Source organism: Glaesserella parasuis, assembly GCF_002015085.1.
Classification (GTDB): Bacteria; Pseudomonadota; Gammaproteobacteria; order Enterobacterales; family Pasteurellaceae; genus Glaesserella; species Glaesserella parasuis.
Genome location: NZ_MUXW01000005.1, coordinates 130626 through 155894, shown reverse-complemented (window position 1 = coordinate 155894; position 25269 = coordinate 130626). Strand labels below are relative to the sequence as shown.

The 25269-nt window shown below is 39.0% G+C and carries 23 protein-coding genes and 3 pseudogenes; 10 read left to right on the top strand and 16 right to left on the bottom strand.

All coding sequences use genetic code 11. From position 1 onward, the window contains the following. The 12 genes and pseudogenes from B0183_RS03410 to B0183_RS03355 all read right to left on the bottom strand — a co-directional run. Positions 1-209, bottom strand: a pseudogene (locus B0183_RS03410) (IS256 family transposase); the annotation flags it as partial. Between the two features lie 87 nt (positions 210-296). Next, the gene (locus B0183_RS03405; RefSeq protein ID WP_062923923.1) at positions 297-1097 is read right to left on the bottom strand and encodes an IS256 family transposase, variant Zn-binding type; all 801 of its coding nucleotides are present in this window, start codon (positions 1095-1097) and stop codon (positions 297-299) included. A 399-nt stretch (positions 1098-1496) separates the two neighbouring features. Beyond that, entirely contained in the window at positions 1497-1811 is a 315-nt protein-coding gene (gene trxA, locus B0183_RS03400) for a thioredoxin (RefSeq protein WP_015940165.1), read from the bottom strand. A 296-nt stretch (positions 1812-2107) separates the two neighbouring features. After that, positions 2108-2737 carry a LysE family transporter gene (locus B0183_RS03395; RefSeq protein ID WP_078208322.1) on the bottom strand — a complete coding sequence of 210 codons (630 nt, stop codon included), beginning with the start codon at positions 2735-2737 and terminating at the stop codon, positions 2108-2110. A 1-nt stretch (position 2738) separates the two neighbouring features. Continuing rightward, positions 2739-3209, bottom strand: coding sequence for a phosphatidylglycerophosphatase A family protein (locus B0183_RS03390; protein ID WP_021113432.1), 471 nt, complete (start codon positions 3207-3209; stop codon positions 2739-2741). Positions 3210-3211: 2 nt separating this feature from the next. Next, positions 3212-4180, bottom strand: coding sequence for a thiamine-phosphate kinase (thiL, locus tag B0183_RS03385; RefSeq protein ID WP_021112073.1), 969 nt, complete (start codon positions 4178-4180; stop codon positions 3212-3214). Between the two features lie 8 nt (positions 4181-4188). Next, positions 4189-4602 carry a transcription antitermination factor NusB gene (nusB, locus tag B0183_RS03380; RefSeq protein WP_021116599.1) on the bottom strand — a complete coding sequence of 138 codons (414 nt, stop codon included), beginning with the start codon at positions 4600-4602 and terminating at the stop codon, positions 4189-4191. 78 nt (positions 4603-4680) lie between these two features. Beyond that, positions 4681-5942, bottom strand: a pseudogene (gene pilQ, locus B0183_RS03375) (type IV pilus secretin PilQ). 9 nt (positions 5943-5951) lie between these two features. Further along, entirely contained in the window at positions 5952-6293 is a 342-nt protein-coding gene (locus tag B0183_RS03370; protein ID WP_021114623.1) for a pilus assembly , PilP family protein, read from the bottom strand. Between the two features lie 44 nt (positions 6294-6337). Beyond that, a complete protein-coding gene (locus B0183_RS03365) occupies positions 6338-6868 on the bottom strand; it encodes an ATPase (protein ID WP_078208321.1) in 531 nt (176 codons plus the stop codon). After that, positions 6865-7386, bottom strand: coding sequence for a hypothetical protein (locus tag B0183_RS03360; protein WP_021112068.1), 522 nt, complete (start codon positions 7384-7386; stop codon positions 6865-6867). The genes B0183_RS03365 and B0183_RS03360 overlap by 4 nt, the downstream gene beginning before the upstream one ends. Then, a complete protein-coding gene (locus B0183_RS03355) occupies positions 7362-8039 on the bottom strand; it encodes a type IV pilus biogenesis protein PilM (RefSeq protein ID WP_021113429.1) in 678 nt (225 codons plus the stop codon). The genes B0183_RS03360 and B0183_RS03355 overlap by 25 nt, the downstream gene beginning before the upstream one ends. 153 nt (positions 8040-8192) lie before the next feature. Between B0183_RS03355 and B0183_RS03350 the strand changes: the two genes are divergently transcribed. From B0183_RS03350 to adk, 6 genes are all read left to right on the top strand, one after another. Continuing rightward, complete coding sequence (locus B0183_RS03350) at positions 8193-10748, top strand: penicillin-binding protein 1A (protein WP_078208320.1); 2556 nt, start codon at positions 8193-8195, stop codon at positions 10746-10748. A gap of 229 nt (positions 10749-10977) precedes the next feature. After that, positions 10978-11499 (top strand): shikimate kinase AroK, encoded by a 522-nt coding sequence (gene aroK / locus B0183_RS03345; RefSeq protein WP_015940157.1) that lies wholly within the window; start codon positions 10978-10980, stop codon positions 11497-11499. Positions 11500-11513: 14 nt separating this feature from the next. Continuing rightward, positions 11514-12602 carry a 3-dehydroquinate synthase gene (aroB, locus tag B0183_RS03340; protein ID WP_021110495.1) on the top strand — a complete coding sequence of 363 codons (1089 nt, stop codon included), beginning with the start codon at positions 11514-11516 and terminating at the stop codon, positions 12600-12602. Positions 12603-12611: 9 nt separating this feature from the next. Beyond that, positions 12612-13430 carry a Dam family site-specific DNA-(adenine-N6)-methyltransferase gene (locus tag B0183_RS03335; RefSeq protein WP_021112063.1) on the top strand — a complete coding sequence of 273 codons (819 nt, stop codon included), beginning with the start codon at positions 12612-12614 and terminating at the stop codon, positions 13428-13430. 28 nt (positions 13431-13458) lie between these two features. Beyond that, entirely contained in the window at positions 13459-14817 is a 1359-nt protein-coding gene (locus B0183_RS03330; protein ID WP_078208319.1) for a sodium-dependent transporter, read from the top strand. 109 nt (positions 14818-14926) lie between these two features. Continuing rightward, positions 14927-15571: an adenylate kinase gene (adk, locus tag B0183_RS03325; protein WP_062923929.1), complete on the top strand. Its 645-nt coding sequence runs from the start codon at positions 14927-14929 to the stop codon at positions 15569-15571. A 78-nt stretch (positions 15572-15649) separates the two neighbouring features. On the opposite strand, the pseudogene B0183_RS03320 reads toward adk, so the two are convergent. From B0183_RS03320 to icd, 3 genes and pseudogenes are all read right to left on the bottom strand, one after another. Beyond that, a pseudogene (locus tag B0183_RS03320) lies at positions 15650-16931 on the bottom strand (citrate synthase). Positions 16932-16966: 35 nt separating this feature from the next. Continuing rightward, on the bottom strand, positions 16967-19570 hold the full coding sequence (gene acnB / locus B0183_RS03315) for a bifunctional aconitate hydratase 2/2-methylisocitrate dehydratase (RefSeq protein WP_078208318.1): 2604 nt from the start codon (positions 19568-19570) through the stop codon (positions 16967-16969). 151 nt (positions 19571-19721) lie between these two features. Then, complete coding sequence (gene icd, locus B0183_RS03310; protein WP_078208317.1) at positions 19722-20969, bottom strand: NADP-dependent isocitrate dehydrogenase; 1248 nt, start codon at positions 20967-20969, stop codon at positions 19722-19724. A gap of 311 nt (positions 20970-21280) precedes the next feature. On the opposite strand from icd, the gene metF reads away from it, so the two are divergent. The 4 genes from metF (at position 21281) to B0183_RS13170 (ending at position 24470) form a co-directional block, all read left to right on the top strand. Next, positions 21281-22162 (top strand): methylenetetrahydrofolate reductase, encoded by an 882-nt coding sequence (gene metF / locus B0183_RS03305; RefSeq protein ID WP_021110489.1) that lies wholly within the window; start codon positions 21281-21283, stop codon positions 22160-22162. A gap of 134 nt (positions 22163-22296) precedes the next feature. Continuing rightward, positions 22297-23109 (top strand): 4-hydroxy-tetrahydrodipicolinate reductase, encoded by an 813-nt coding sequence (dapB, locus tag B0183_RS03300; protein WP_021118729.1) that lies wholly within the window; start codon positions 22297-22299, stop codon positions 23107-23109. 47 nt (positions 23110-23156) lie between these two features. Next, the gene (locus B0183_RS03295; protein WP_021112056.1) at positions 23157-24263 is read left to right on the top strand and encodes a methionine biosynthesis PLP-dependent protein; all 1107 of its coding nucleotides are present in this window, start codon (positions 23157-23159) and stop codon (positions 24261-24263) included. Positions 24264-24344: 81 nt separating this feature from the next. Beyond that, the gene (locus B0183_RS13170; RefSeq protein WP_415578911.1) at positions 24345-24470 is read left to right on the top strand and encodes an IS1/IS1595 family N-terminal zinc-binding domain-containing protein; all 126 of its coding nucleotides are present in this window, start codon (positions 24345-24347) and stop codon (positions 24468-24470) included. A gap of 351 nt (positions 24471-24821) precedes the next feature. On the opposite strand, the gene B0183_RS03285 is transcribed toward B0183_RS13170, so the two are convergent. Beyond that, on the bottom strand, positions 24822-25256 hold the full coding sequence (locus tag B0183_RS03285) for a LexA family protein (RefSeq protein WP_010785965.1): 435 nt from the start codon (positions 25254-25256) through the stop codon (positions 24822-24824). Positions 25257-25269 lie beyond the last annotated feature (13 nt).

Genomic DNA, 25269 nt, shown 5'->3' with positions numbered 1-25269 from the left:
ATGACGGTCTTAGATGTGTAATCGTTACGTGCATTTTTACCTTTTCTAGGCTGATGTTTTTCATAACCAAGATGGTCGGTCAGTTCACCATTTAACGCAGCCTCGACGGTGATTTTCTTGAGCATCCGTGAAAATTGATTGAGGTCTTCTGGTGTTTTTAGGTTTTTGGCAAATTCCGCTGCCAAGGCGTGAAGTTGTTTTTCGTTCATAATAAAATACCTGTGTCTGAATGTATTATCTCAGAAACAGGTATTTACACAAATTGTGGGAGAGGCTCTTGCTAATATCTATTTTCTTTAAATATTAGCAACTCTTTTTATTAAAAAATCCTGTATAAACAACATCTTATGTTTTTTAGTTAATCCATTGTGATTATTTAATTTTCGCTTAAGTTCACTAAATAATCCTTCTAAGCGATTTGTCGTTTTTTCTATATTTAATTCAGAATGTTTTTCATAGGTAAAAATATAATCCATATAACGTATTAAACTGGCATAAACACTTCTTTCATTGCGATGTTTATAAGGAAAATAGCCTTTTTCATTGGCTTTATTACTCCTTTCTTTTAAAAACACTTGGTACTTTATGAACCAAGAATGTAATCGCCGATAAAATTCATTTTTTGAGCTTTTTGTGAGTGTTTTTGTAATTATTTTTAATTCTTTACCCACTTGTGATTGATGTTTTTTTCTTAATTTACGCATCACAATTGCCACCATATGAAATTGACACATCTGTACCGGCGTATTAAATAAATCTTTCATCAAACCTCGCCTACCATCGCAAGTAATTGATTGAATTATATAGCCTTTTTCTCTTAACCTATTCAGGGCAAGTTTGTAGTAAATATCTTTTTCGGTTCGCACAAAATAATGGGAAATCACATTATTTGAATTAGAATCCATTAGCACTAATACGCCAAAATAACGACAGAAAAACGTTGTATCCATAATGATGTTCAGGTATCTATTTGAAGTCGGTTTTAAAGCTGTTTTAGGCGCTTTATCAATATATCTTTGAATCGTTCTGACTGAACAATGATATTTAACAGCAAGTTGTTGATAGGTTTGTTTTCCGGATGTGTAATCAGTCCAAATTTTTATTGGATCTAATTTATTCTTAAGGGAAAATATTTTATGACACTTATGACAAAATATCGTTGAATATTATTTGATGTACCATGTTTCTTTATTTTCAGACTTTGGAAAAATGGGCAGTTTTTTGTTCACATTTCAAAAAGAGGGCCTAAAACCTTGTACTATAGGGCTTTAAGCCACTTTTTAGCAACAAATTTGTCTATTACACCAGTAAATATCGCACAGGACATTAAAGAAACTGCAACCTTATTGAGGAAAATTAATTATCCCTCTTATACAGTAATGATTTGATTTTTTAATGTCTGCTATTAACATCTCACGGTTAGAGCAATCTAACCGTGAGATGTTAATAGCTATACTCAGGAAGACTCTAAAATATAGGAGTTTTTAATATAGAAACTAAGATAGATGTTCTAAAAATGCTGGCAAATTTTGAGCCCCTACTTGTTGAGCTACGACTTCTCCATTTTTAAAAATCAATAAAAATGGAATACTACGAACACCAAATTCTGCTGGAATCTGCTGATTTTCATCAACATTCATCTTCACAATACGAGCCTTATTTCCAAGATTTATGGCTAAATCATCTAATACTGGACCAATTGCTCGGCAAGGACCACACCAAGGAGCCCAAAAATCTAATAATACTGGGACATCCGATTTTAATACATCTTGTTCAAAAGATGCGTCAGTTGTATGAATTACTGTACTCATAATTTTTCCTTAACTAAAATAAAAAAGAAACGCTTCTATAACATCTAAAGCGTTAAGACGTGCACAAGATAGTGCTTTATTCCTGACTTTTCAAGTAGGAATTAAGTATTAATGTAATTAATTTTACCTAGCGTGCTATGAAGTTTTATACTTAGGGAAATTTCCACTATGTATAAGAATACTAAACGGCAAATCCTCATATAGTTCAGTGAATAACTAACACATTGATACATTATATCTTATTTACAACATTTTTATGGGACATATCTGTTGATGCCTTTGTCTACCTTACAAATTTAGGAGAATATCCATAGGCTAAATACCCCCTCATACACCAATTTCCCCCCAAATAAAATAAACACTGCCCCAGCAAAATTATCTAGATAGCGGTTATATTTCGCATAAAAATGGCGAATAGCTGGTCGAGAAAATAGCAAAGCGACAAGCCAGAAATAAACCACTGCACTGCCCACTAAAATGGCAAGTACCGCAAGTAAGTCCGCTAATGCAGAGAGATTAGCAACGTAACCAGCTAACACACTGCTGAAAAATACCACAATTTTAGGGTTGGCAAGGTTAATCATTAATCCTTTTAGAATTTCTTTAACGGTTGAAGTTGCTTGTGATGTCGATGTTGCCGAGCCAATTTCCGCATTTTTCGTGATTTGCACCATTTGAATGCCGCTATAAGCAAGATAGCTTCCTCCACAAATCACCAGCACAAATTGAAATGAAGGGAAATGTTTATTGAGAAATGCCAAGCCAAACAAAGTGAGTAATGCCCAAAATGCAACACCGATAGAGATACCGATAGCACCTAAAATCGCATTTCGGCGAGTGTCTGCCATTGCTTTACGGCTGACATAGAAAAAATCAGGGCCGGGGCTAATTAAGCCGAGTAATTGTACGAAAAAAATTGTCCACATTTTAAATGCACCAAGAGATCAAATAGAGAGCAATAATGGAGTAGAGTGCCGCTAAAATATCATCAAACATAATGCCTAATCCGCCTTGCAGATGTTCATCAAAATAGCGGATCGGGTAGGGTTTGAGAATATCAAATATACGAAAAGTAACAAAGGTCAGCAGATAATAGAGCCAGTGATGTTCAGGTAGAAAACAGAAGATCACAAACACCGCAACAATCTCGTCCCAAACGATCCGCCCATCATCGTGTACGCCAAGATCGTGACTGGTTTTGTCACAGATATAGCACCCAGCAATAAAAGTGATCAAACTAAGTAACATAAAAAAGAGCCTGCTTTCTGTGATATGCCACAACAAGATCGCAACCCCTAAACCAGCTAAAGTTCCCCAAGTGCCTGGGGCAGGTTTGATCAGCCCTGAACCAAAGCCGAAAGCAAGAAAATGAATAGGATTTTTTAAATTTATCTTCATTGTTAATTAAAATGATCAAAGCCAATTTGATTAGGCTGTGGATAAACAGAGCCGTGTTTTAGTAAGGTCAAACGACCGCTTGTTTCGGTGATTTTACCAATGCAATGACAAGGAATGCCTAAATCAGCAACGGCTTGTTCCATTGCAGAGCGATTTTCTTCCGACACGGTAAAACAGAGTTCGTAATCTTCCCCACCCGTTAAAGCAAATTGTTCTGCCTGTTCTTGTGAATAAGTCTGTAACAGTGGTGCTGAAAGCGGTAACTTATCCACATTAATTTCCGCACCGCAACTACTTCGCTCTAAAATATGCCCTAAATCTGCCAACAATCCATCGGAAATATCAATGGCACATTGTGCGTAGTTGAGCAAACATTGTCCTAATGTCACTCTAGGTGTTGGGCGTAAATGGCGTTGAATTAAGTAGTGTTGAGCGTCGGTCAATGTGGCTGGCGGATTGAGCAACAGAGCTAACCCTGCCGAGCTATCGCCTAAGTGCCCTGAAACATAGATAAGATCGCCTACCTGTGCTTTATGACGGAATAACCCTTTGCCTTTGGGTAGAAAGCCTTGTGCGGTCAAAGTGATCGCTAAGTGACCTTTGGTGGTATCACCGCCGATTAAAGCGGTTTGATGATCGGCTAAAATAGCAAAAAGCGATTGACTAAAGCTATCAAGCCATTGATGATCAACTTCGGATAAGGTTAATGCCAAGGAAACCCAAGCTGGTTTTGCTCCCATTGAAGCGAGATCGCTCAGATTGACCGCAACGGATTTATAAGCCAAATCAGCAGGGGAAATCGTAGGAAGAAAATGCGTACCAAGGACTAAGGTGTCCGTCGTAATGGCGAGTTGATGATCCGTTGGAACTTCGGTCACTGCACAATCATCGCCCACGGAAAGTAAAATATCCTGGCGATCTAACCGCTTGTCACGGCTAAAATAGTGCTTTATCAAATCAAACTCGCCCATTGTAATCCTTATTTGCGGTTCAACGCAGGGGCTAATTTATCTAATACGCCATTGACATATTTGTGGCTATCGTCAGAACCGAATATTTTTGCCACTTCAATTGCTTCATTAATTGCCACTTTGTAAGGCACGTCTAATTCAAATTTTAGTTCATAGCCGGCTAAACGTAAGATCGTACGTTCAATCGGATCTAGTTCATTATCCGCACGATCTAAATATGGACGAAGAATATCATCAATAGCATCTACATTTTCTACTGTACCGCGTAATAATTTACGGAAATAAGGCATATCTACGCCTTGCATATCTTGATCGGTCACAAAGGCTAATTCAACTTGTTCAATGTTATTTTGCGAAATGTACCACGAATAAAGTGCTTGTACCGCACATTCTCTCGCTCGACGACGGGGAGAAACTTTCATAAAACCTCAATTTATCGAAATGAAAATAGTCGACAATTCTAGCACATTGTAGCCTTTTCCCGCAAAATAAAGGTGAAGTTATTTCTGCTTTTCCGCTCCTATTTTTTCAGATTTTACAATATAAGGCGTAACAAAAATCACTAATTCTCGTTTAGAGATTCTATCTCGATTTTGGCTAAATAAGCGTTTAATCACGGGGATACTGCCTAACAGCGGTACTTTATCTTCGCCTTTGGCGATCAGATGTTGAAAAATACCGCCTAATACGATGGTTTCACCGTGTTTAGCTAGAACTTGCGTTTTGATTTCCTGTTTATCAATTGTCACCATTGTATTATTTATTTGGTTATTGGGCGAATTTTGGCTGATAGCGAGGTCTAACAAAATCTGATTTTGTTTAGAAATATGTGGCGTGACCTCTAACCCCAAAACGGCTTCACGAAATTCAATATCGGTGATTTCCTCTTTCTTACTGTACATTGCATAAGGAATTTCTGTACCTTGTTTGATACTCGCTGTTTTTTATCTGTTGTGAGTAAGCGAGGGCTTGCAATGATCTCTATGTTATTTTCGCTTTCTAATGCAGTAAGTTCTAAATCAAGTACACGGCTGTTGATTGCAGCAATTTGTAAGGCAACAGAAGCGGACGGATTTACTGGAAAATTTACGTTTAAGTTGTTGGTAGTTAATCCGTTGCCTTCTAAATTGCCTGCCAATTTGTAGTGATTTTCGTTAGGGGAAAATAAGCCCCAACGCACGCCAAGTTGTTGTAAATGTTCACTGCTGATAGTGACAATTCGGGCTTCAATTGCAATTTGTTCCGTTGGTTTATCTAGGCTTTCGATAAGTTGAGTAAAGTTTTTAACTGAGGCGGCACTGTCTTTGACGATAATGCTATTACTGCGATCATCAAAGTGAAGATAACCACTTTCTGATAGTAAATTGCCTTGCCCTTTTGTTAAAGACTCTATAACTTCAGAGGCTTTGGAATAGTGTAACTTGATTGTTTTGGTGATTAATTTAGGCAGAGCATTAACTAATTGTGCCGTAGTATGTTGTTTATGTTCTTGGGCTTGATGAATATAGTAAATGCCATTTTCTTTTTTTAAATTTAATTGATGTGTTTTGATTAAACTATTTAATATCTCATCAAAATGGCTTTTTTCTACTCTGAAATTTTTTGTATCTTTAATTTCATCCGAAATTGTAATATTCTTTCCCGTTTCCTCCGCCAAATAACTAATAATCTCTGCCGTTGGGGCATTTCTTATCGAAAGTGAAATTTGTTGGTTTGCTAATACAGGAAAAGTAGCAAAGAAGAGCAGAAATAAATAACGCATAAGATACTCCTAAAATTTTGAAGTAAACAATTTAGGAGATTGGCAATTTTCTGTTTTTTGCCAATCAATATAACTAACAGATTTAAAATTAATTTCTTTAATTTGAATAAAAGAATGGCTTAAATAGTCGTCAGGATATAAATCTATAAGCTGTTTTTTATCATCTAAAAAAATGGCTCGGATTTTATCGTCGATCTGAATAATACCGATAAGCTGTAATTTATCAAAATCCGTGGTGAGATTAATTTCATTCACCTTGTCCGTTGGCATACAAGCGGTCGTTTTGTTTTGATCTTTTGCCGTGTGTGGCTGATCTTGGGCGTTATCCTTAGCATAAAAAGGATCTGCCATAGTGACAGCACTTAGAAAGATAAAATAGAAAAAGCATAATCGCATTAGGGTTCTCCTGTGTCAGCTTGAAAAAGTAAAGTGGCATTGAGTTGAATATGTTTCTGTTTTGTTTTTTTAGTTAAATGGATTTCCTGAAATTTAACCGTGGTTAATTGATTAAGATCAGCAATCACATTAAGTACCTTTTGCGTAGATTGGCTGATTAATAAATAGATTTTTCTTTCTTCCATATTCCATTGAATACTGTCAATTTCTACGCTGTTTTTATCCAAGATTTTTTGAATTTGTTGATTTATTTGGGTTAATAATTCACTTTTATCTTGAGCAAGTTGATAACGTTGTTGTAATAATTTTAATTGTTGCTGTTTATGTTCGTTAATCTGTTTAAATTCAGTGAGCTGTTTTTGTTGTTGAGCTATTTGCTGATTAAGATAAAGATAATTCCCTATTGGAAATACCATAATTAACAAAAACATTCCCGATAGAATAAATATTTTATTTTGGTTTAAATAATATAAACCACGATATAATGGATGTTGTGGCATTAAATAATACTTGGCTAAGGACAATTTCATTCTTTTTCCTTTAAATCAATATGTAGGCTAAATTCAATCTCGCTTTTTTCACGCGTTTCAAATTGTTCTATTTGATAAATGTAATTCATTGCTTTTAATTGTTGTTCAAGCTCGCTAAATTGAGTAGGGCTAGACACTTTGCCTTTGAGTTTAAAAACGGTATTTTCTGCTTGGTATAGTTGGGCTATCTCAATAATTCCTGATAATTGAATGCCTAACAGATAATTCAAAAATGCGGTAATCTGCCTATTTTCTAGGCTTTGTGTGCTTTTATTTTGTGATTGCAAAGTCAGTTGTTCAATCTGCTGGCTTAATGCGGTTTGTTGCTCTTGGCTTTGTTGTCGCTGTTGAGCCAAAGTGTGAAATTGATGTTGTTGCTGTTGATTTTGCCAACTGATAAGTAACGCCAGTAGTGTGCTAACCACAAGACAAGCGGTGAGATGCTTGAGGTTTTTTTGCGACTGTTTCAACCATTGCTGTTGGCGGTAGCCATTTAGATTGATGCCTTGCCATTCCATAAACTTGCTCCTAATGCAATGAGATAAGGATAAAAGTGGGGAAGATGTTGAGCTTGGGGCAAGCCGTCCACTTCAATGATTGGTTTGGTGCTATTATTCTGCTTTTCGACGATAATTCGTTGATTTTGAAAGTGAATAAATTTGTCTTGAATGTGGAAACTGTGTTCAAGAATTTGCGTTTCCGTCATTTTTGTCAGAAATCCTACCGCTCGTAGCAGGCAGTAGAGTTCGCAATCTAAAATAGCTGTTGGGTCAAAGCTGTTGCTTTTTCTTAGAGCATATAGATTAAGCTGGCAAAGGTGGCTTTCGGCTAAAGGGGTAATGTGGTAATCAATGTTTACTTCAGATAAAGCTAAAGGTAGGCTCTGTTTGAGTACACGAATGATTTGCTCAGCTTGTTTTAAATGGGAATGTAGCTCCGGCAGTATCAAGGTTTTTCGCCAAATATGCTGATGAGAAATGCCTTGAATAAGCTGATAGTTAAAGGGAAATTGTTGTAGGAAACTATCCGCTTCTACTTTGCTTGAAAAGTAAAAGGTGTGAGGTTGTTCTTGCTCAAAATAGACGATACAAGCGGTATTTTCTTGCCAGAAAAAACCAACTTGAATAGGTTTGAGTTGCGGTGTTGTACGAAATTGAAAGAATTTACCCATATTTCCCTCGAATAAAAAATAGATTATGAGGTCAATTAAAACTATAATTACTCGTTTCTACCTCACTGATGTATAAGCAGAGGGCAGTTTTCGGATTTAGGTTATCTTGACCTAGAATTATCCTTTCGTCATTTAGCAAAAGAGAATTTTTCGATGAAGATCGTAAAAATCATATTTAGTGCTTTACTTACACTAATAATTGTGAGTCTAGTTGCTGTAGGTTTTCTTTATGTTCATTTAAAAGAAGATTTACCTGATGTAGCAAGCCTAAAAACCGTTGAACTTCAACAACCTATGCAGATTTTTACCGCTGACGGTAAACTCATTGGGGAAGTCGGGGAGCAACGCCGTATTCCTGTGAAACTTGCCGATATTCCGCAAACCTTAATTGATGCGATTATTGCGACAGAAGATACCCGTTTTTATGAACATAAGGGGATCGATCCTAAAGGTATTATGCGTGCCGTTTGGCGTTCAAGCCAAGGAGATACGCAAGGGGCGAGTACCATTACACAACAGTTAGCACGCAACTTTTTCCTTTCGCCAGAACGCAAACTTGAGCGTAAATTAAAAGAAGTGATTTTGGCGTTAGAAATTGAAGAAAATCTGTCTAAGAATGAGATTTTAGAGTTATATCTCAATAAAATTTACTTGGGGTATCGCTCTTATGGGGTGGCGGCTGCGGCTAAAACCTATTTTGGTAAAAAGCTAGAAGAATTAACGCTATCGGAAATGGCGATCATTGCAGGGCTACCAAAAGCCCCTTCCACGATGAACCCTCTTTTCTCGCTTAAACGAGCAGAAGCTCGTCGTAATGTAGTGCTTGGGCGTATGTTAGAAGTCGGAAAAATCACCAAAGCACAGTATGAACAGGCTAAAGCAGAACCGATTAAAGCCAAATATTACGGCGCTGCATTAGAATTTCGCGCCGACTATGTGACAGAAATGATCCGTCAAGAAATGGTAAAACGTTATGGTGAAGAAGTCGCTTACACCAAAGGTTTCCAAGTGTTTGCAACAGTGTTATCAGCTGACCAAAAAGAAGCACAAGATGCACTACGCAATAACTTGATTGACTACGACCGCCGTCACGGCTGGCGTGGAGCTGAGAAACTGTGGAACCCTAAAGAGAATGCGTGGGACGAAGAAAAGATCATCGATCACTTAAGCAAATTGCCAAGCTCTGAGCCATTTACAAGTGCGGCAGTATTGGCAATTTCAAAAGATAAAGCGAATGTGATGTTGCCAACAGGGGAACGTGTTGAGCTTAAGATGTCTGGAATGCGTTGGGCAAGAAAATTTATCAATGACTCCGCCCAAGGCAAAACACCTACTCAAGTAAAAGACGTGATCAATGTTGGTGAACAAATTTGGGTGCATCAAAATAGTAAGGGTGAATGGGAATTAGGGCAAATTCCAGATGTAAACTCTGCACTGGTTTCACTAAATAGTGATAATGGGGCGATAGAAGCGATTGTGGGCGGTTTCAGTTTTGAACAAAGCCGTTTTAATCGTGCAACACAATCTTTAGTGCAAGTGGGTTCTTCGATTAAACCTTTTATCTATGCTGCAGCATTAAATAAAGGGTTGAGCCTTTCAACCACTCTAAGCGACACGCCTATTACTATTACAAAAGCAGGACAAAAACCGTGGACACCGAAAAATTCACCGAATGTGTATGAAGGTTCGTTACGTTTGCGAGTAGGCTTGGGTAAGTCGAAAAATGTAATGATGGTGCGTACAGTTCAGATGGCTGGCGTAGAGTATGTAGCGGATTACTTACAACGCTTTGGCTTCCAAAAAGATCAATATCAAGCGACAGAAGCATTGGCATTAGGGGCAGCATCCTTCACGCCGTTAGAAATGGCTAGGGGATATGCCGTGTTTGATAATGGTGGCTATTTAATTGAACCTTATATCATTGACCGTATTTTAGATAGTGCAGGCAATGAACTCTTTAAAGCAAACCCTGCAATTGCCTGTTTAGAATGTGATGATAAGCCAGTCATTTATCCAGAGCCAACCTATTTTGATTTTGTCAAAGTAAAGGAAACCACAGAAGAAACTGTAATTCCTAAAGATGATGAAAGTGATGTTATTCCTGAACTGGATATTGCCACTAAAACCAAACAGAATGCCCCAAGCTTGATGGCAGATGCCATAGCTGTTAATCGAGAAGTGCATTATGCCCCAAGGGTTATCAGTGGGGAAATTGCGTTCTTAATGCGAAGTGCATTAAAAACAGCCATTACAGGTGAAGCTAGTCAAGGCTGGAAAGGGACAAGCTGGCGTGTGGCAAATGAGATCAAGCGCAGTGATATTGGAGGAAAAACAGGGACTACAAATAACGCAAAAATCGCTTGGTACGCAGGCTTTGGTTCAAACCTCGTGACGACAGTTTATGTTGGTTTTGATGATAATAAACGTGAATTGGGACGTGGTGAGGCTGGCGCTCAAACAGCGTTGCCGGCGTGGATTAAGTATATGAAAGTGGCTCTTTCGGATAAAGAAGAGCGAAAAGAACAGTTACCACCTAATATCATAGAATTACAAATTGAGCCTACAAGCGGTCTATTAGGGGGAAATATGAACGAATACTTCATTAAAGGAACTGAACCTAAGAAACGTTATATTGTAGAGAAGGCACTTGAACAACCTCTAGGTACAAATCCTGAAGGAACTGAAAAAATCAGTAAAGAATTATTCTAAAATTCGATAATTCTCTTTGTTCCAGTTGAAAAGTAGGGCGATTTATTGAGATAATATCGCCCATCTTTATTTTGGGCGATTTGTGGTAAATTTATAAGATAAGTGTTTTAATTTTAATCACTTTTACAAAATTCAACATAAAACAGACCGCTTGTATGTGCAAGCGGTCTGTTTTTTCTAAAAATTCACAAATCAATTTTTCACTCTATTTTTATTTATAGAACAAATAATGGCAGAAAAACGTAATATCTTTCTAATTGGCCCTATGGGTGCAGGTAAAAGCACGATTGGTCGTCAATTAGCACAAATGTTAAATATGGATTTTTTAGACTCAGACGCTGTGATTGAAGAGCGTGCTGGGGCAGATATTGATTGGATCTTCGATATTGAAGGTGAAGCTGGTTTCCGTAAGCGTGAAGAGCGTATCATTAATGAGTTGACACAATCTCAAGGTCTTGTGCTTTCGACGGGCGGTGGTTCGGTGTTGTCTAAAGATAACCGCAATGTGCTTTCAGCTCGTGGTATTGTGGTTTATCTTGAAACTACGGTGGATAAACAGTTTGAGCGTACTCAACGTGATAAAAAACGTCCGTTATTACAAACGGAAGATCCATATCAAACGTTAGTTGAATTGGCGAAAATTCGTAATCCGCTTTACGAAGAAATTGCGGACATTATTTTGCAAACTGATGAACAAAGTGCAAAAGTAGTCGCAACGCAAATCATTGATATGATTGATAATTTACAGTAATCAGGGAAGTCTATATGTTGCAAGTTAATGTGGAATTAAAAGAACGTCGCTATCCTATCGCAATAGGGGCAGGGTTATTAACGGATCCGATGAGTTATCACCCGTTAAAATCAGGGGATAAGGTGATGATCGTGTCTAATCCAACGGTTGCTTCCCATTATCTTGCAACAGTAGAACAAACGCTAACAGCTATCGGTTGTAAAGTTGATTCGGTTTTAATTCCCGATGGCGAGCAATATAAAAACCTTGACTCACTCAATCTTATTTTTACCGCATTACTTGAAAAAAATCACAATCGTGATTCGGTATTAATTGCGTTAGGTGGTGGTGTAATTGGCGATGTGGCTGGCTATGCTGCTGCGTCTTATCAACGTGGTATCCGTTTTATTCAAATTCCAACCACCTTATTAGCTCAAGTGGACTCTTCCGTTGGGGGAAAAACGGCGGTAAACCACCCGCTTGGCAAAAATATGATTGGAGCGTTTTATCAGCCGATTTCAGTCATTGTTGATACAAATACCTTAAAAACCTTGCCTAAACGTGAAGTGAGTGCAGGCTTAGCGGAAGTGATCAAATATGGTGCAATTTTTGATATTCAATTTTTTGAATGGCTTGAACAGCATATTGACGATCTCGTTGCCCTTGAACAGTCTGCATTAGAGTATTGTATTCAACGTTGTTGCCAACTGAAAGCCGATGTAGTGGCTCGCGATGAAACAGAAAAAGGCGACCGTGCTTTGTTAAATTTAGGTCACACCTTTGGGCACGCGATTGAAGCATATCTTGGCTACGGTAACTGGTTACACGGGGAAGCGGTTGCAGTCGGTATGCTTGAAGCAGCTGCCTTGTCGCATATTCTAGGCGATCTTACAGAACAAGATGTGGCTCGTTTAGAAAAATTGATTGCTCGTGCAACCTTGCCAACCATTTCACCAGATGGAATGATGCCTGAAGAATATCTACCTTATATGTGGCGAGATAAAAAAGTACTAAGCGGTCAGTTGCGTCTGATTTTATTAAAATCACTTGGCACAGCTTATGTCACCGCTCAAGCGACCGAAACTCAAGTGTTAGATGCTATCCGTCGATTTACTCAATCCTAAGTTTTAACAATGAAACAGCGAGCCTTTTTAAAATGGGCAGGTGGGAAATTTCGCCTGACCGATGAAATTAATCGGCACCTACCCCAAAAGGCTTGCCTAGTAGAGCCTTTTGTTGGGGCTGGCTCAGTTTTTCTTAATACACATTTTGAACGCTATATTCTTGCTGACATTAACCCTGATCTGATTAATCTCTTTAATGTGATTAAAGCTGATGTGGAAAGCTATATCCAGCAATCGCAAGCCTTGTTTAATGATCCACAAGCAAATACGGCAAAATTTTATTATGAGCGACGTAAGGAATTTAATGCTTGCCAAGATCTGCTACGTCGTTCAGCACTGTTTCTTTATCTCAACCGTTTTGGTTTTAATGGTTTATGTCGCTATAACCAAAAAAATGAGTTCAACGTGCCATTTGGCGATTATAAAACCCATTATTTCCCTGAAAAAGAGTTACGCTTTTTTGCGGAAAAAGCTCAGAAAGCGGTATTTATCTGTGCCGATTTTCATCAAGTCTTTCAATATCTATTAGATAATCCTGATGATTATGCGGTCTATTGCGATCCGCCTTATGCCCCGTTGAAGCAAGAAACGAATTTTACCCATTATGCTGGGGGCGGTTTTTCCCTTGAGCAACAAATTGCTTTAGCAGACAGAGCAAAACAAGCTCAACAGGCGAAAATCCCTGTCTTAATTTCAAATCACGATACCGAGTTTACTCGGCAAATCTACCGTGGAGCAAAAATCAAAAAACTGAAAGTTCAGCGTCACATCGGTCAATCCATTGACTCTCGAATTAAAGTCGATGAACTTTTTGCTCTGTTCTCTTAACTTCCTTTTGTATGCAGTAGGAAAAAATATGAATATACAACCCCAAGAACGCCAATCGTGGTCAAATCGATTGGCATATATTATGACCGTAGCAGGTGCAACCGTTGGTTTTGGTGCAACGTGGCGTTTCCCTTATTTAGTCGGTGAAAATGGTGGCGGAGCTTATGTCGCGCTATTTTGTATCGCAATGATCGTGATCGGTATTCCGATGATCTTGGTTGAAAATGTGATTGGTCGCCGTATGCGAGTAAATGCCATTGATGCCTTTACGGGAAAAGCGAATGGTAAAGCCATTCACCCTGCGTGGAAAATTTTGGGTTATATGGGATTATTAGGATCTTTTGGTATCCTTGCTTACTATATGGTGCTTGGTGGTTGGGTATTAAACTATATCGGCAGTCTTGTAACGGGCGGTTTAGATCTATCATCACCTGTTACCGTAGAAACTACATCTACTTATTTTAAAGAGAGTATTTTTAACAGCCCAGTTACCATTTTGGCTTATACTGGCTTGTTTGTATTAGTAAACTACTTCATCTTAGTCAAAGGCATTGTTGATGGCATTGAGCGTTCAGTTAAATATCTTATGCCGATACTCTTTATCTTCTTGATTATTATGGTGATCCGTAATGTCACTTTACCAGGGGCAGCGGAAGGGATTAAATTCTATTTAATGCCTGATTTCTCAAAAATTACACCGCAATTGTTTGTCTTTGTATTAGGGCAAGTCTTCTTTGCACTTAGCTTAGGTTTCGGCGTATTAATTACCCTTTCTAGCTACTTAGATAAAAAAGAAAATCTAGTGAGAACTGCGACAATCACAGGGGTACTAAATACGGTAATTGCAGTCATGGCAGGCTTTATGATCTTCCCATCACTCTTTAGCTTTGGCATTGCCCCAAATTCAGGCCCAACACTCGTCTTCCAAAGCCTACCGATTGTCTTCTCTAATATGTGGGGCGGTACGATCTTTGCTATTATTTTCTTTGGATTATTAGTGGTCGCAGCATTGACGACCTCATTAACCATCTATGAAGTGATCATCACCGCTTTACAAGAAAAAACTAAAATGAGCCGTAAAGCAGCGATTTTCTGGACACTTACCCTGATTTTCATTTTTGGTAATGTACCATCTGTTTTAGGTGATAATGTATGGAAAGATATCACCATTATAGGCAAAAGTATTTTTGATGCCTTTGACTATATCAGTGGTAATATTTTATTTATTCTCACTGCTCTCGGCAGTGCGATTTTCGTTGGTTTTGTCTTAAAAGATGAAGCGAAGGAAGAGTTAGGGGCAGGGAAAACATTAACGAATTTGTGGTTTAACTATGTTAAATATGTGATACCGCTTTTGATTTTAGTGGTATTTTTTAGCTCGCTTTAATTTAAACTGACTTAACAAGTGAGCATTTACATAATAAAATTCACAACTCAAGCAGTAATCAATAGGGTTACTAATCTACTCCACTATTTTTATTTTAAGAGGTCTTACTATGAAAATTATCTTATTAGGAGCACCTGGTGCAGGCAAAGGTACACAAGCCCAATTTATGATGAATAAATTTGGTATTCCACAAATTTCAACAGGGGATATGTTCCGAGCTGCCATTAAGGAAGGAACAGAGTTAGGTAAACAAGCCAAAGCATTAATGGACGAGGGAAAATTAGTTCCAGATGAATTAACCGTTGCCTTAGTTAAAGACCGAATTTCTCAACCAGATTGTGCAAATGGTTTCCTGCTAGACGGTTTTCCTCGCACTATTCCACAAGCAGATGCACTAAAAGAAGCTGGTGTAAAAATCGACTTTGTATTAGAGTTTGATGTGGCCGATGAAGTAATCGTTGATCGTATGAGTGGACGTCGAGTTCATCAGCCATCTGGTCGCACATATCATGTTGTATATAATCCACCGAAAGTAGAAGGTAAAGATGATATAACTGGCGAAGACCTAATTATTCGTCAGGATGATAAACCAGAAACTGTACTAGAACGTTTAGCGATTTATCATAAACAGACTAAACCATTGATAGCGTACTATACTACGGAAGCTGAAGCAGGAAATACTCAATACTACCGTTTAGATGGTACTCAATCTGTAGAATCTATAAGCGATGAACTCAATAAAATTTTAGGGTAATTTCCTTTCTACATATAGAATCAAAAATAGTTGCTAAGAACCAATACGATCTTAGCAACTATTTATCTCAACGTTTTATTATTTAATATGTCTTTCTTTATACCCCGTATAAATTTGTCTTGGACGGACAATTTTGAGGCTCTCTTCGCACATTTCTTTCCAATTTGCAATCCACCCGACTGTTCTGCCTAAGGCAAAAATAACAGTAAACATGGAAGTTGGAATGCCTATGGATTGTAAAATAATACCTGAGTAGAAATCAACATTAGGATAAAGTTTGCGTTCAATGAAATAAGGATCGCTTAAGGCAATGCGTTCTAGTTCCATTGCAACTTCAAGTAATGGTGTTGTTATTCCTAATTCTGCAAGGACTTCATGGCAGGTTTCCCGCATAACTTTTGCCCTTGGATCGTAGTTTTTATATACTCGGTGACCAAATCCCATTAGACGAAATGGATCATTTTTGTCTTTGGCTCTTGCGATAAATTCAGGAATACGGTCAACCGTGCCGATCTCCTGTAGCATTTTGATACAGGCTTCGTTTGCTCCGCCATGAGCTGGCCCCCCACAGTGATGCAATCCCTGCCGCAATACAAGCAAATGGGTTTGGCCCAGAGGAAGCAACGCCTCTTACTGTTGATGTTGAAGCGTTTTGTTCGTGGTCTGCGTGAAGTGTGAAGATGCGATCCATAGCTCGTTCTAGTACAGGGTTAACCACATAAGGTTCACAAGGTGTTGCAAACATCATGTGTAGGAAGTTGCCTGCGTAGGATAAGTGGTACTGCGGATACATAAATGGGCGGCCGATGTTGTATTTGTAACACATGGCTGCAAGGGTTGGCATTTTGGCTAAGAGGCGAATGGCGGTTTTTTCTCGATGTGCTTCGTCATCACTGTCTAGCATGTCATTGTAGAATGCGGCTAAAGCACTACTTGCTGCACACATAACCGCCATTGGGTGCGAATCTCGGCGGAAACCTTGAAACAAGCGGGTAAATTGTTCATTTACCATGTAATGTGAACAGATCTCTTTTTTGAACTCAGCCAATTCTTCTTCTGTAGGCAGTTCTCCATTTAGAAGAAGATAGGCGATATCAAGATAGGTTTTATTTAAAGCAAGCTCGTCAATCGGATAGCCACGGTGCAGTAAGACACCTTGTTCGCCGTCAATGTAGGTGATACTGGATTGGCATAGGGCAGTAGATGTTAGCCCTTGATCGTAGGTAAAGAGTTGGTGCTTTTGCAATGCCTCAACGCCAATTGCATCAAAACCTAAGTTACTCTGATAAACGGGCAATGGAATTTTACGCCCATCATTAAGGTGAAGTTCTGCAGTTAAAGTCGGGTGTAGTTTAGGCATTTTGTCCTCCCTGTTATCGTAAATTTTATGCAAAATCAAACCGCTGTTTGAAAAATGAGGTTATCTGCTTTTTGGGTATAACGTTGAATTTGGTCAAAATTCATGTAGCGGTATGTATCCGTTTTATCTGCCTCTAGGCGTTGTACATAATCTAAATACTCTTTCCATGTGGGAATGCGTCCTAGTAATGCACAGACTGCCGCAAGCTCTGCAGAAGCAAGATAGACAAAAGAGCCTTTACCCATGCGATTTGGGAAATTGCGTGTAGAGGTTGAAACAACGGTTGAGCCGTCGGCTACACGAGCTTGATTTCCCATACAAAGTGAACAACCTGGTATTTCAATTCTTGCTCCACTTTTGCCATAAATGCTGTAATAGCCCTCTTCACTAAGTAGTGTTGCATCCATTTTAGTTGGTGGAGCAATCCATAAACGTGTTGGGATCATGCCTTGATGCTGGTTAAGCAATTTACCTGCGGCACGGAAATGACCTATGTTCGTCATACAAGAGCCAATAAAGACTTCATCGACTTGTTGACCTTGCACTTCGGAAAGTGTTCTAGCATCATCAGGGTCATTTGGGGCACAAAGAATAGGCTCTTTGATGTCATTTAAATCAATTTCAATGATAGCGGCATATTCAGCATCACTGTCTGCTTCTAATAATTGTGGGACAGCCAGCCACTCTTCCATGGCTTTAATTCTGCGTTCAAGGGTTCGTTTGTCGCCGTAACCCTCAGCAATCATGTATTTTAGTAAGATGATATTAGACTGAAGATATTCGATGATCGGTTCTTGATTTAATTTGATGGTACAAGCAGCAGCAGAACGTTCGGCTGAGGCATCTGAAAGTTCAAAAGCCTGTTCAACTTTAAGGTGCTCTAATCCCTCAATTTCTAAAATGCGACCTGAGAAGATATTTTTCTTACCCGCTTTTTCTACCGTCAATAACCCTTGTTTAATGGCATAATAGGGAATTGCATGTACGAGATCTCGTAAGGTAATGCCTGGTTGCAATTCGCCTTTAAAACGGACTAAAACAGACTCTGGCATATCTAATGGCATTACTCCTGTTGCAGCCGCAAAGGCAACTAAGCCTGAACCTGCAGGAAATGAGATGCCAATCGGAAAACGTGTATGTGAGTCGCCACCTGTACCTACGGTGTCGGGCAATAGCATTCGATTAAGCCAAGAGTGAATAACACCATCACCTGGACGTAGTGAAATACCGCCTCGGTTCATAATGAAATCAGGTAAGGTATGATGTGTCACAACATCTACAGGTTTAGGGTACGCGGCCGTGTGGCAAAATGATTGCATCACTAAATCAGCTGAGAAACCTAAACAAGCGAGATCTTTAAGCTCATCACGGGTCATTGGACCTGTGGTATCCTGTGAGCCAACACTTGTCATTCGAGGTTCGCAATACTGCCCTGGGCGTATGCCCTCCACGCCACAAGCTCGCCCAACCATTTTTTGTGCAAGTGTGTAGCCGACTGTTGTTTTAGCCTGTATTTGAGGTTTAACAAACACTTCACTTTCTGGCAATCCTAGTGCCATGCGTGCTTTATGTGTCAAACCTCGACCAATAATCAATGGAATACGTCCGCCTGCACGAACTTCATCAAGAAGCACATTCGTTTTAAGACTAAACTGGGCTAATACTTCGTCACTGCCATGCTTACAAATTTTGCACTCATAGGGATAGAGGTCGATTACATCGCCCATATTTAATTGGCTTACATCCACTTCAATGGGTAATGAGCCTGCATCTTCCATCGTATTGAAAAAAATAGGAGCAATCTTACCGCCTAATACCACACCTCCAGCTCTTTTATTAGGAATGTAAGGAATGTCATTTCCCATGAGCCATAAGACCGAATTTGTAGCCGATTTACGTGAAGAACCTGTTCCTACAACATCGCCAACATAAACAAGTGGAAAACCTTTTTGTTTAAGGGCTTCAATCTGTTTCATTGGACCAACTACACCAGCTTGGTCAGGTTCAATACCCTCCCGTTCATTTTTAAGCATAGCCAGTGCGTGCAATGGAATATCTGGGCGTGACCAAGCATCTTGTGCAGGCGAAAGATCATCTGTATTGGTTTCTCCTGTCACTTTAAACACGGTCAGTGTGAGTTTTTCGGCTAATTTTGGACGAGATAAAAACCAATCAGCATTGGCCCAAGAGGTTAATACTTCTTTAGCAAAGCGGTTTCCTTGCTTCGCTTTTTCTGCCACATCATGAAAACTGTCAAATACCAAGAGCGTATGAGAGAGTGCTTTGACGGCAATAGGAGCAAGGCTTGGATCATCAAGTGCTTCAACAAGCGGTTCAATGTTGTACCCCCCTTGCATTGTGCCTAGCAAGCTGACGGCTTGTTGTGGGGAAATGAGCGGCGAAACTGCTTCCCCTTTTACTAAGGCTGCTAAAAAGCTGGCTTTAACATAGGCTGCTTCATCAACCCCTGCTGGTATTCGATTTTCAAAGAGGTGCAAGAGTAATGCTTTATCTGCATCAGCAGGTTCTTTAAGTAATTCAATAAGCTCTGCTGTTTGCGCTGAATTTAATGGCAGTGGCACAATACCTTGTGCAGCTCGTTCAAAAACATGTGTTTGGTATTCAGTTAAGAAAGACATAATGATGATCCCCACTTCAATATAGATAAAAAATGAGCGATGAGATAATCATAACAGAGAGAGTAAAAACGACAAGCAATAAATTTAACAAATTTTACATTTTGTTAACAAGATCACAAAATTGCATGATTATCTCTATGTGTATAAGCGGTTACATATTGGCGACAATATCTTGGGCAAATTCCGAAGTTGTACGGAGTGTTGCTCCCTCTAATGTTTCCGCAAAATCAAAGGTCACTGTCTTATTTGAGATGGTTTTGGATACTGCGTTTACCACTAAATCTGCCGCTTCAGTCCAACCTAAATGGCGTAGCATCATTTCGCCACTGAGTATGATCGAGCCTGGATTTGCTTTGTTTTGACCTGCGATTTTAGGCGCTGTACCATGCGTTGCTTCAAAAATAGCCGCCTCTTCCCCTATGTTTGCACCAGGTGCAATACCAATACCGCCAACTTGTGCCGCAAGTGCATCGGATATGTAGTCACCATTAAGATTAAGCGTTGCAATCACATCGTAATCACTTGGATGTAATAAAATTTCTTGTAAAAAAGCATCAGCAATGCAATCTTTGATGATGATCTCTCGTCCTGTATTTGGATTTTTTAAACGATGCCAAGAGCCATTATCTATTGGCTCTGCACCAAAGTCTTTGGCAACTTGGTATCCCCACTCTTTAAATGCCCCCTCGGTAAATTTCATGATGTTGCCTTTATGCACTAAAGTGAGTGATTTACGATCATTATCAATCGCGTACTGTAATGCAGCCCGCACTAAACGCTGAGTCCCTTCTTGTGAAACGGGCTTAATACCAATGCCACATTCTTCCGTGAAGCGAATTTTTTTCACGCCCATTTCCTGCTGTAAAAAAGCGATTACTTTTTCAGCTTCATAGGAACCTGGCGCCCATTCTACCCCAGCATAAATATCCTCTGAATTTTCACGAAAGATCACCATATCCACTAATTCTGGATATTTCACAGGACTTGGCGTACCGTGGTAGTAACGGATTGGACGCAAGCAATTATAGAGATCTAACTCTTGACGCATTGCTACGTTTAAAGAACGAATCCCCTTGCCGACAGGGGTCATTAATGGACCTTTGATCGCAATATGATACTGTTTAATTGATGCTAATGTTTCTTCGGGTAGCCATGTGTTTTCACCGTAAAGTCGGTTAGCTTTTTCCCCTGCATAAATCTCTAACCAGTCAATTTTTCGTTGACCTTGATAGGCTTTTTCTACCGCAGCATCAATTACAAAACGCATAGCTGGTGTGACATCAACGCCAATTCCGTCTCCCTCAATAAAAGGAATAATTGGGTAATTTGGAACAGACAATGAACCATCATGATTTAGTTGAATAGCTTGCCCTTTTGGTGTAGTGAGTTGAGATAGCATTATTTCCCCCTTAAATGCGACCTGATACCGCTTAATTGAGTTTGAAAATAAAAACAGCAGATGTTGTATTTTTTACAAGCAACGGGATAATACCATCAGATAACAAATTTAACAAAAAATTTACATTTAAAAATTTTCATCATTATCTGCAAGTTACATAAATTAAATTCATGAAATAATGAAAATAATTTTATTGACATCATATCGCTGGCATTTTAAAGTTTTAGCCATCTAAACGTCTAAAAAAGACAGCAGTATGCAAACTAAACATTATATAAATAACAGCAATAGAAGCTCGATAGAGGTGTTGAATGAGTTATGCAAAAGAGATTGATCTTTTAAATCAAAGTGTTGCCGACTTAAATGGCAAAATTAATGTGTCTTTTGAATTTTTTCCGCCTAAAAATGAAAAGATGGAAACGTTGCTATGGGACTCTATTCACCGTTTGAAAGTGCTTAAACCGAAGTTTGTTTCTGTGACTTATGGTGCAAACTCTGGGGAACGTAATCGCACGCACTCTATCGTAAAAACCATTCAACAAGAAACAGGGATTGTCGCTGCTCCACATTTAACAGGTATTGATGCAACCCCTGACGAACTTCGTGCTATTGCAAAAGATTATTGGGACAGTGGCATTCGTCACATTGTGGCTTTGCGTGGCGATGAGCCTACTGGCTATGCGAAGAAACCTTTTTATGCGTCGGATTTAGTAAAACTGTTAAAAGAGGTTGCCGATTTTGAGATTTCTGTTGCCGCTTACCCTGAGGTTCACCCTGAAGCAAAATCAGCCCAATCTGATTTGCTCTATTTGAAACAGAAAATTGACGCAGGTGCAAGCCGTGCTATTACTCAGTTTTTCTTTGATATTGATAGCTATCTTCGCTTCCGTGATCGTTGTGCAACGGTGGGGATTGATGTTGAAATCGTGCCTGGCATTTTACCTGTGTCGAACTTCAAACAGTTAGAAAAGATGGCAAAAATTACCAATGTAAAAATCCCTAGCTGGATGGCGAAAATGTATCAAGGTTTAGACGATGATCAAACTACGCGTAACCTTGTAGGGGCAAGTATTGCAATGGATATGGTGAAAATCCTCTCTAAAGAGGGAGTAAAAGATTTCCACTTTTATACCTTAAACCGTTCAGAATTAAGTTATGCTATTTGTCATACTTTAGGGGTAAGACCTGAATAAGCTATTCACTATAGACCAACCCGATCTTCGCAGATCGGGTTTTCTCTATTTGGATGCTTATCTTTCTGTATTCAAAAACGTAACTTTCTTGTAAAATCCAACCGCTTATCACAACATTTTATAGAGGATTTATAGTGACATTAAAAATTGGCGTTGTCGGTGCTGGTGGCAGAATGGGTCGTCAGTTGATCCAAGCCGTAAATAACGCAGAGGGCGTGGAATTAGGTGCAGCATTTGAACGTAAAGGATCATCATTAGTCGGGGCTGATGCTGGCGAGTTGGCTGGTATTGGGCATTTAGGCGTGACTGTCACGGACGATTTAGCTTCACAGGTCAATCATTTTGATCTGTTGATTGATTTTACTCGCCCTGAAGGGACGTTGGAACACATCGCTTTTTGTGTCGCACATAATAAAAAAATGGTGATCGGTACAACTGGTTTTGATGATGCGGGCAAACAGGCGATTAAATCTGCATCAGAGAAAATCAGTATTGTCTTTGCTTCCAATTACAGCGTTGGGGTGAACTTAGTATTTAAACTGTTAGAAAAAGCGGCAAAAGTGATGGGCGATTATTGCGATATTGAGGTGATTGAAGCTCACCACCGCCATAAAGTTGATGCGCCATCTGGCACAGCGCTTTCAATGGGCGAACATATTGCCAAAACCTTAGGTCGTGATTTAAAAACGCACGGCGTATTTGCGCGCGAAGGGATCACAGGGGAACGTAAGCGTGATGAAATCGGTTTTGCCACGATCCGTGCAGGTGATGTAGTCGGTGAACACAGTGTTTGGTTTGCCGATGAAGGCGAACGTGTTGAAATTGCCCATAAAGCTTCAAGCCGAATGACGTTTGCTAACGGTGCTGTGCGTGCAGCAAAATGGCTTCAAACCAAACAAAACGGTCTTTTTGATATGACCGATGTGTTGGATTTAAACAATTTATAATAAAGAAAAGCGGTCAGATTTAATCAAAATTTTGCAAAAGGATAGATATGAAATATAACAACATTGAAAGTACTTTAGTCCAACTGGGTAATCGTACTGATGAGCGTACCGGTGCGGTGGCGACCCCGATTTTCCTTTCGACTGCCTATGGACATATGGGGATCGGCGAGTCTACTGGATTTGACTATACTCGTACCAAAAACCCAACTCGTAGTGTACTTGAGCAAGGCATTGCGGACTTAGAGGGCGGCGATGCAGGTTTTGCGTTAGCCTCAGGTATGGCGGCAATTCAACTGGTGATGTCGCTCTTTACTGCCCCTGACGAGTGGATTATTTCTAGCGATGTTTATGGCGGAACTTACCGCTTGTTAGATTTTAGCTATAAAAATAACAATACTGTGAAGCCTGTTTATGTGAACACGGCAGATCTTGATGCTATTGAGAAAGCGATTAATCCAAATACTAAAGCGATTTTTGTTGAAACACCGTCTAATCCATTGATGGAAGAGTGTGATGTCGCAGCGATTGCGAAAATTGCTAAAAAGCACAATTTACTGCTGATTGTCGATAATACTTTCTTAACACCAGTATTATTCCGCCCGATTGAACTTGGGGCAGACATTGTTATTCACAGTGCAACCAAATATTTGGCAGGACATAATGATGTGTTAGCTGGCTTAGTGGTAGCAAAAGGGCAAGCGTTATGTGACCGCTTGTTCTATTTGCAAAATGGTGCTGGGGCAGTGCTTTCACCGTTTGACGCTTATATGATTATTCGTGGCTTAAAAACCCTTGCGTTGCGTGTTGAGCGTCACCAACAAAATGCGACTGAACTCGCTAAATTCTTAGCGGAACAACCGCAAGTGCAAGATGTGCTTTATTCTGGTAAAAGCGGTATGTTATCTTTCCGCTTGAAAGATGAAAACTGGGTTAATCCATTCTTAAAAGCGATCAAGATGATTACCTTTGCGGAAAGTTTAGGCGGTACAGAAAGTTTTATTACTTACCCTGCAACCCAAACCCATATGGATATTCCTGAAGCAGAACGTATCGCTCGTGGTGTGTGTAATAAGCTCTTGCGTTTTTCGGTGGGGCTTGAACACGTTGAGGATATTAAAGCAGACTTGCTACAAGCCTTTGCTCAGTTGAAGTAAATTGGTGTAATAGACAAATTTGTTGCTAAAAAGTGGCTTAAAGCCTTATAGTACAAGGCTTTAAGCCACTTTTTTTGAAATATAAACAAAAACTACCCATTTTGCCAAAGTCCGAAAATAAAGAAACATGGTATACAAAATAATACTCAACCTTACTTTTGTAATGAATGTCATAAAACGTTTATCTTAAAAAATGAATTTTATTAGCGATTACGTCCTTAGTTTATAAAACACCAAACGTTTTTAAAAGAACGAAGTGATAAAGCCAATAAAAAAGACCATTTCCCTTATAAACGTCGTAATGCAAGAAGTGCTTATACCAGGCTTAAAGCGTTATATGGATTTTATTTTTACCTATGAGAAATATTCTGAATTAAATATAGAAAATACAATAAATCGCTTAGAGGAATTATTTAGCGAGCTTAAGCAAAAATTAAATAATCATAACTGATTAACAAAAAGGCGTAATATGTTGTTTATACAAGATTTTTTAAATAAAAAGAGTTGCTAAGAATAATTAAAAATACCCATTAGCAAGTATTTTATCTATTATCCCTATCAGTTAGACAATCTGTTTTTTTGTAATGCGCGATGTTTTACTTGATGTACAATATTTGTAATCACCCCAGCGATATTGACGTCACTCCACTCTTTAATACGTAAATTAGGTTCTGAGGTGTCTAAAGAAAATAAAATTTTCTCTCCATTAATCTCACTGAAAAATTGGTAGAACTTATACTCTTGATTTTTCTCTAATACCAAAAGATCGTTAATTTCAGCAGATTGATTATTCTCTACAATTAACAAATCATCTAATTCGATCCCCCATGCAATTAAATTAGGGTTTTTCACATGAACCAGAAAGGTTTCAGAAGGACGACGAACATAAAGAGAATAGAGATCCAGTTTGATTGGGTGCTTTATATTAGAATCTCGATAAAGGGGTAAAGGCTGATGGGATTGTGCCAATGTTAGTGATCTAAGATACGCCATAAAAATCCTCTAA

Coding starts and splice junctions, on each gene's coding strand:
- trxA (WP_015940165.1), bottom strand. CDS start 1,811: ATGAGTACAGTAATTCATACAACTGACGCATCTTTTGAACAAGATGTA.
- B0183_RS03395 (WP_078208322.1), bottom strand. CDS start 2,737: ATGTGGACAATTTTTTTCGTACAATTACTCGGCTTAATTAGCCCCGGC.
- B0183_RS03390 (WP_021113432.1), bottom strand. CDS start 3,209: ATGAAGATAAATTTAAAAAATCCTATTCATTTTCTTGCTTTCGGCTTT.
- thiL (WP_021112073.1), bottom strand. CDS start 4,180: ATGGGCGAGTTTGATTTGATAAAGCACTATTTTAGCCGTGACAAGCGG.
- nusB (WP_021116599.1), bottom strand. CDS start 4,602: ATGAAAGTTTCTCCCCGTCGTCGAGCGAGAGAATGTGCGGTACAAGCA.
- B0183_RS03370 (WP_021114623.1), bottom strand. CDS start 6,293: ATGGCAGATCCTTTTTATGCTAAGGATAACGCCCAAGATCAGCCACAC.
- B0183_RS03365 (WP_078208321.1), bottom strand. CDS start 6,868: ATGAAATTGTCCTTAGCCAAGTATTATTTAATGCCACAACATCCATTA.
- B0183_RS03360 (WP_021112068.1), bottom strand. CDS start 7,386: ATGGAATGGCAAGGCATCAATCTAAATGGCTACCGCCAACAGCAATGG.
- B0183_RS03355 (WP_021113429.1), bottom strand. CDS start 8,039: ATGGGTAAATTCTTTCAATTTCGTACAACACCGCAACTCAAACCTATT.
- B0183_RS03350 (WP_078208320.1), top strand. CDS start 8,193: ATGAAGATCGTAAAAATCATATTTAGTGCTTTACTTACACTAATAATT.
- aroK (WP_015940157.1), top strand. CDS start 10,978: ATGGCAGAAAAACGTAATATCTTTCTAATTGGCCCTATGGGTGCAGGT.
- aroB (WP_021110495.1), top strand. CDS start 11,514: ATGTTGCAAGTTAATGTGGAATTAAAAGAACGTCGCTATCCTATCGCA.
- B0183_RS03335 (WP_021112063.1), top strand. CDS start 12,612: ATGAAACAGCGAGCCTTTTTAAAATGGGCAGGTGGGAAATTTCGCCTG.
- B0183_RS03330 (WP_078208319.1), top strand. CDS start 13,459: ATGAATATACAACCCCAAGAACGCCAATCGTGGTCAAATCGATTGGCA.
- adk (WP_062923929.1), top strand. CDS start 14,927: ATGAAAATTATCTTATTAGGAGCACCTGGTGCAGGCAAAGGTACACAA.
- acnB (WP_078208318.1), bottom strand. CDS start 19,570: ATGTCTTTCTTAACTGAATACCAAACACATGTTTTTGAACGAGCTGCA.
- icd (WP_078208317.1), bottom strand. CDS start 20,969: ATGCTATCTCAACTCACTACACCAAAAGGGCAAGCTATTCAACTAAAT.
- metF (WP_021110489.1), top strand. CDS start 21,281: ATGAGTTATGCAAAAGAGATTGATCTTTTAAATCAAAGTGTTGCCGAC.
- B0183_RS03295 (WP_021112056.1), top strand. CDS start 23,157: ATGAAATATAACAACATTGAAAGTACTTTAGTCCAACTGGGTAATCGT.
- B0183_RS03285 (WP_010785965.1), bottom strand. CDS start 25,256: ATGGCGTATCTTAGATCACTAACATTGGCACAATCCCATCAGCCTTTA.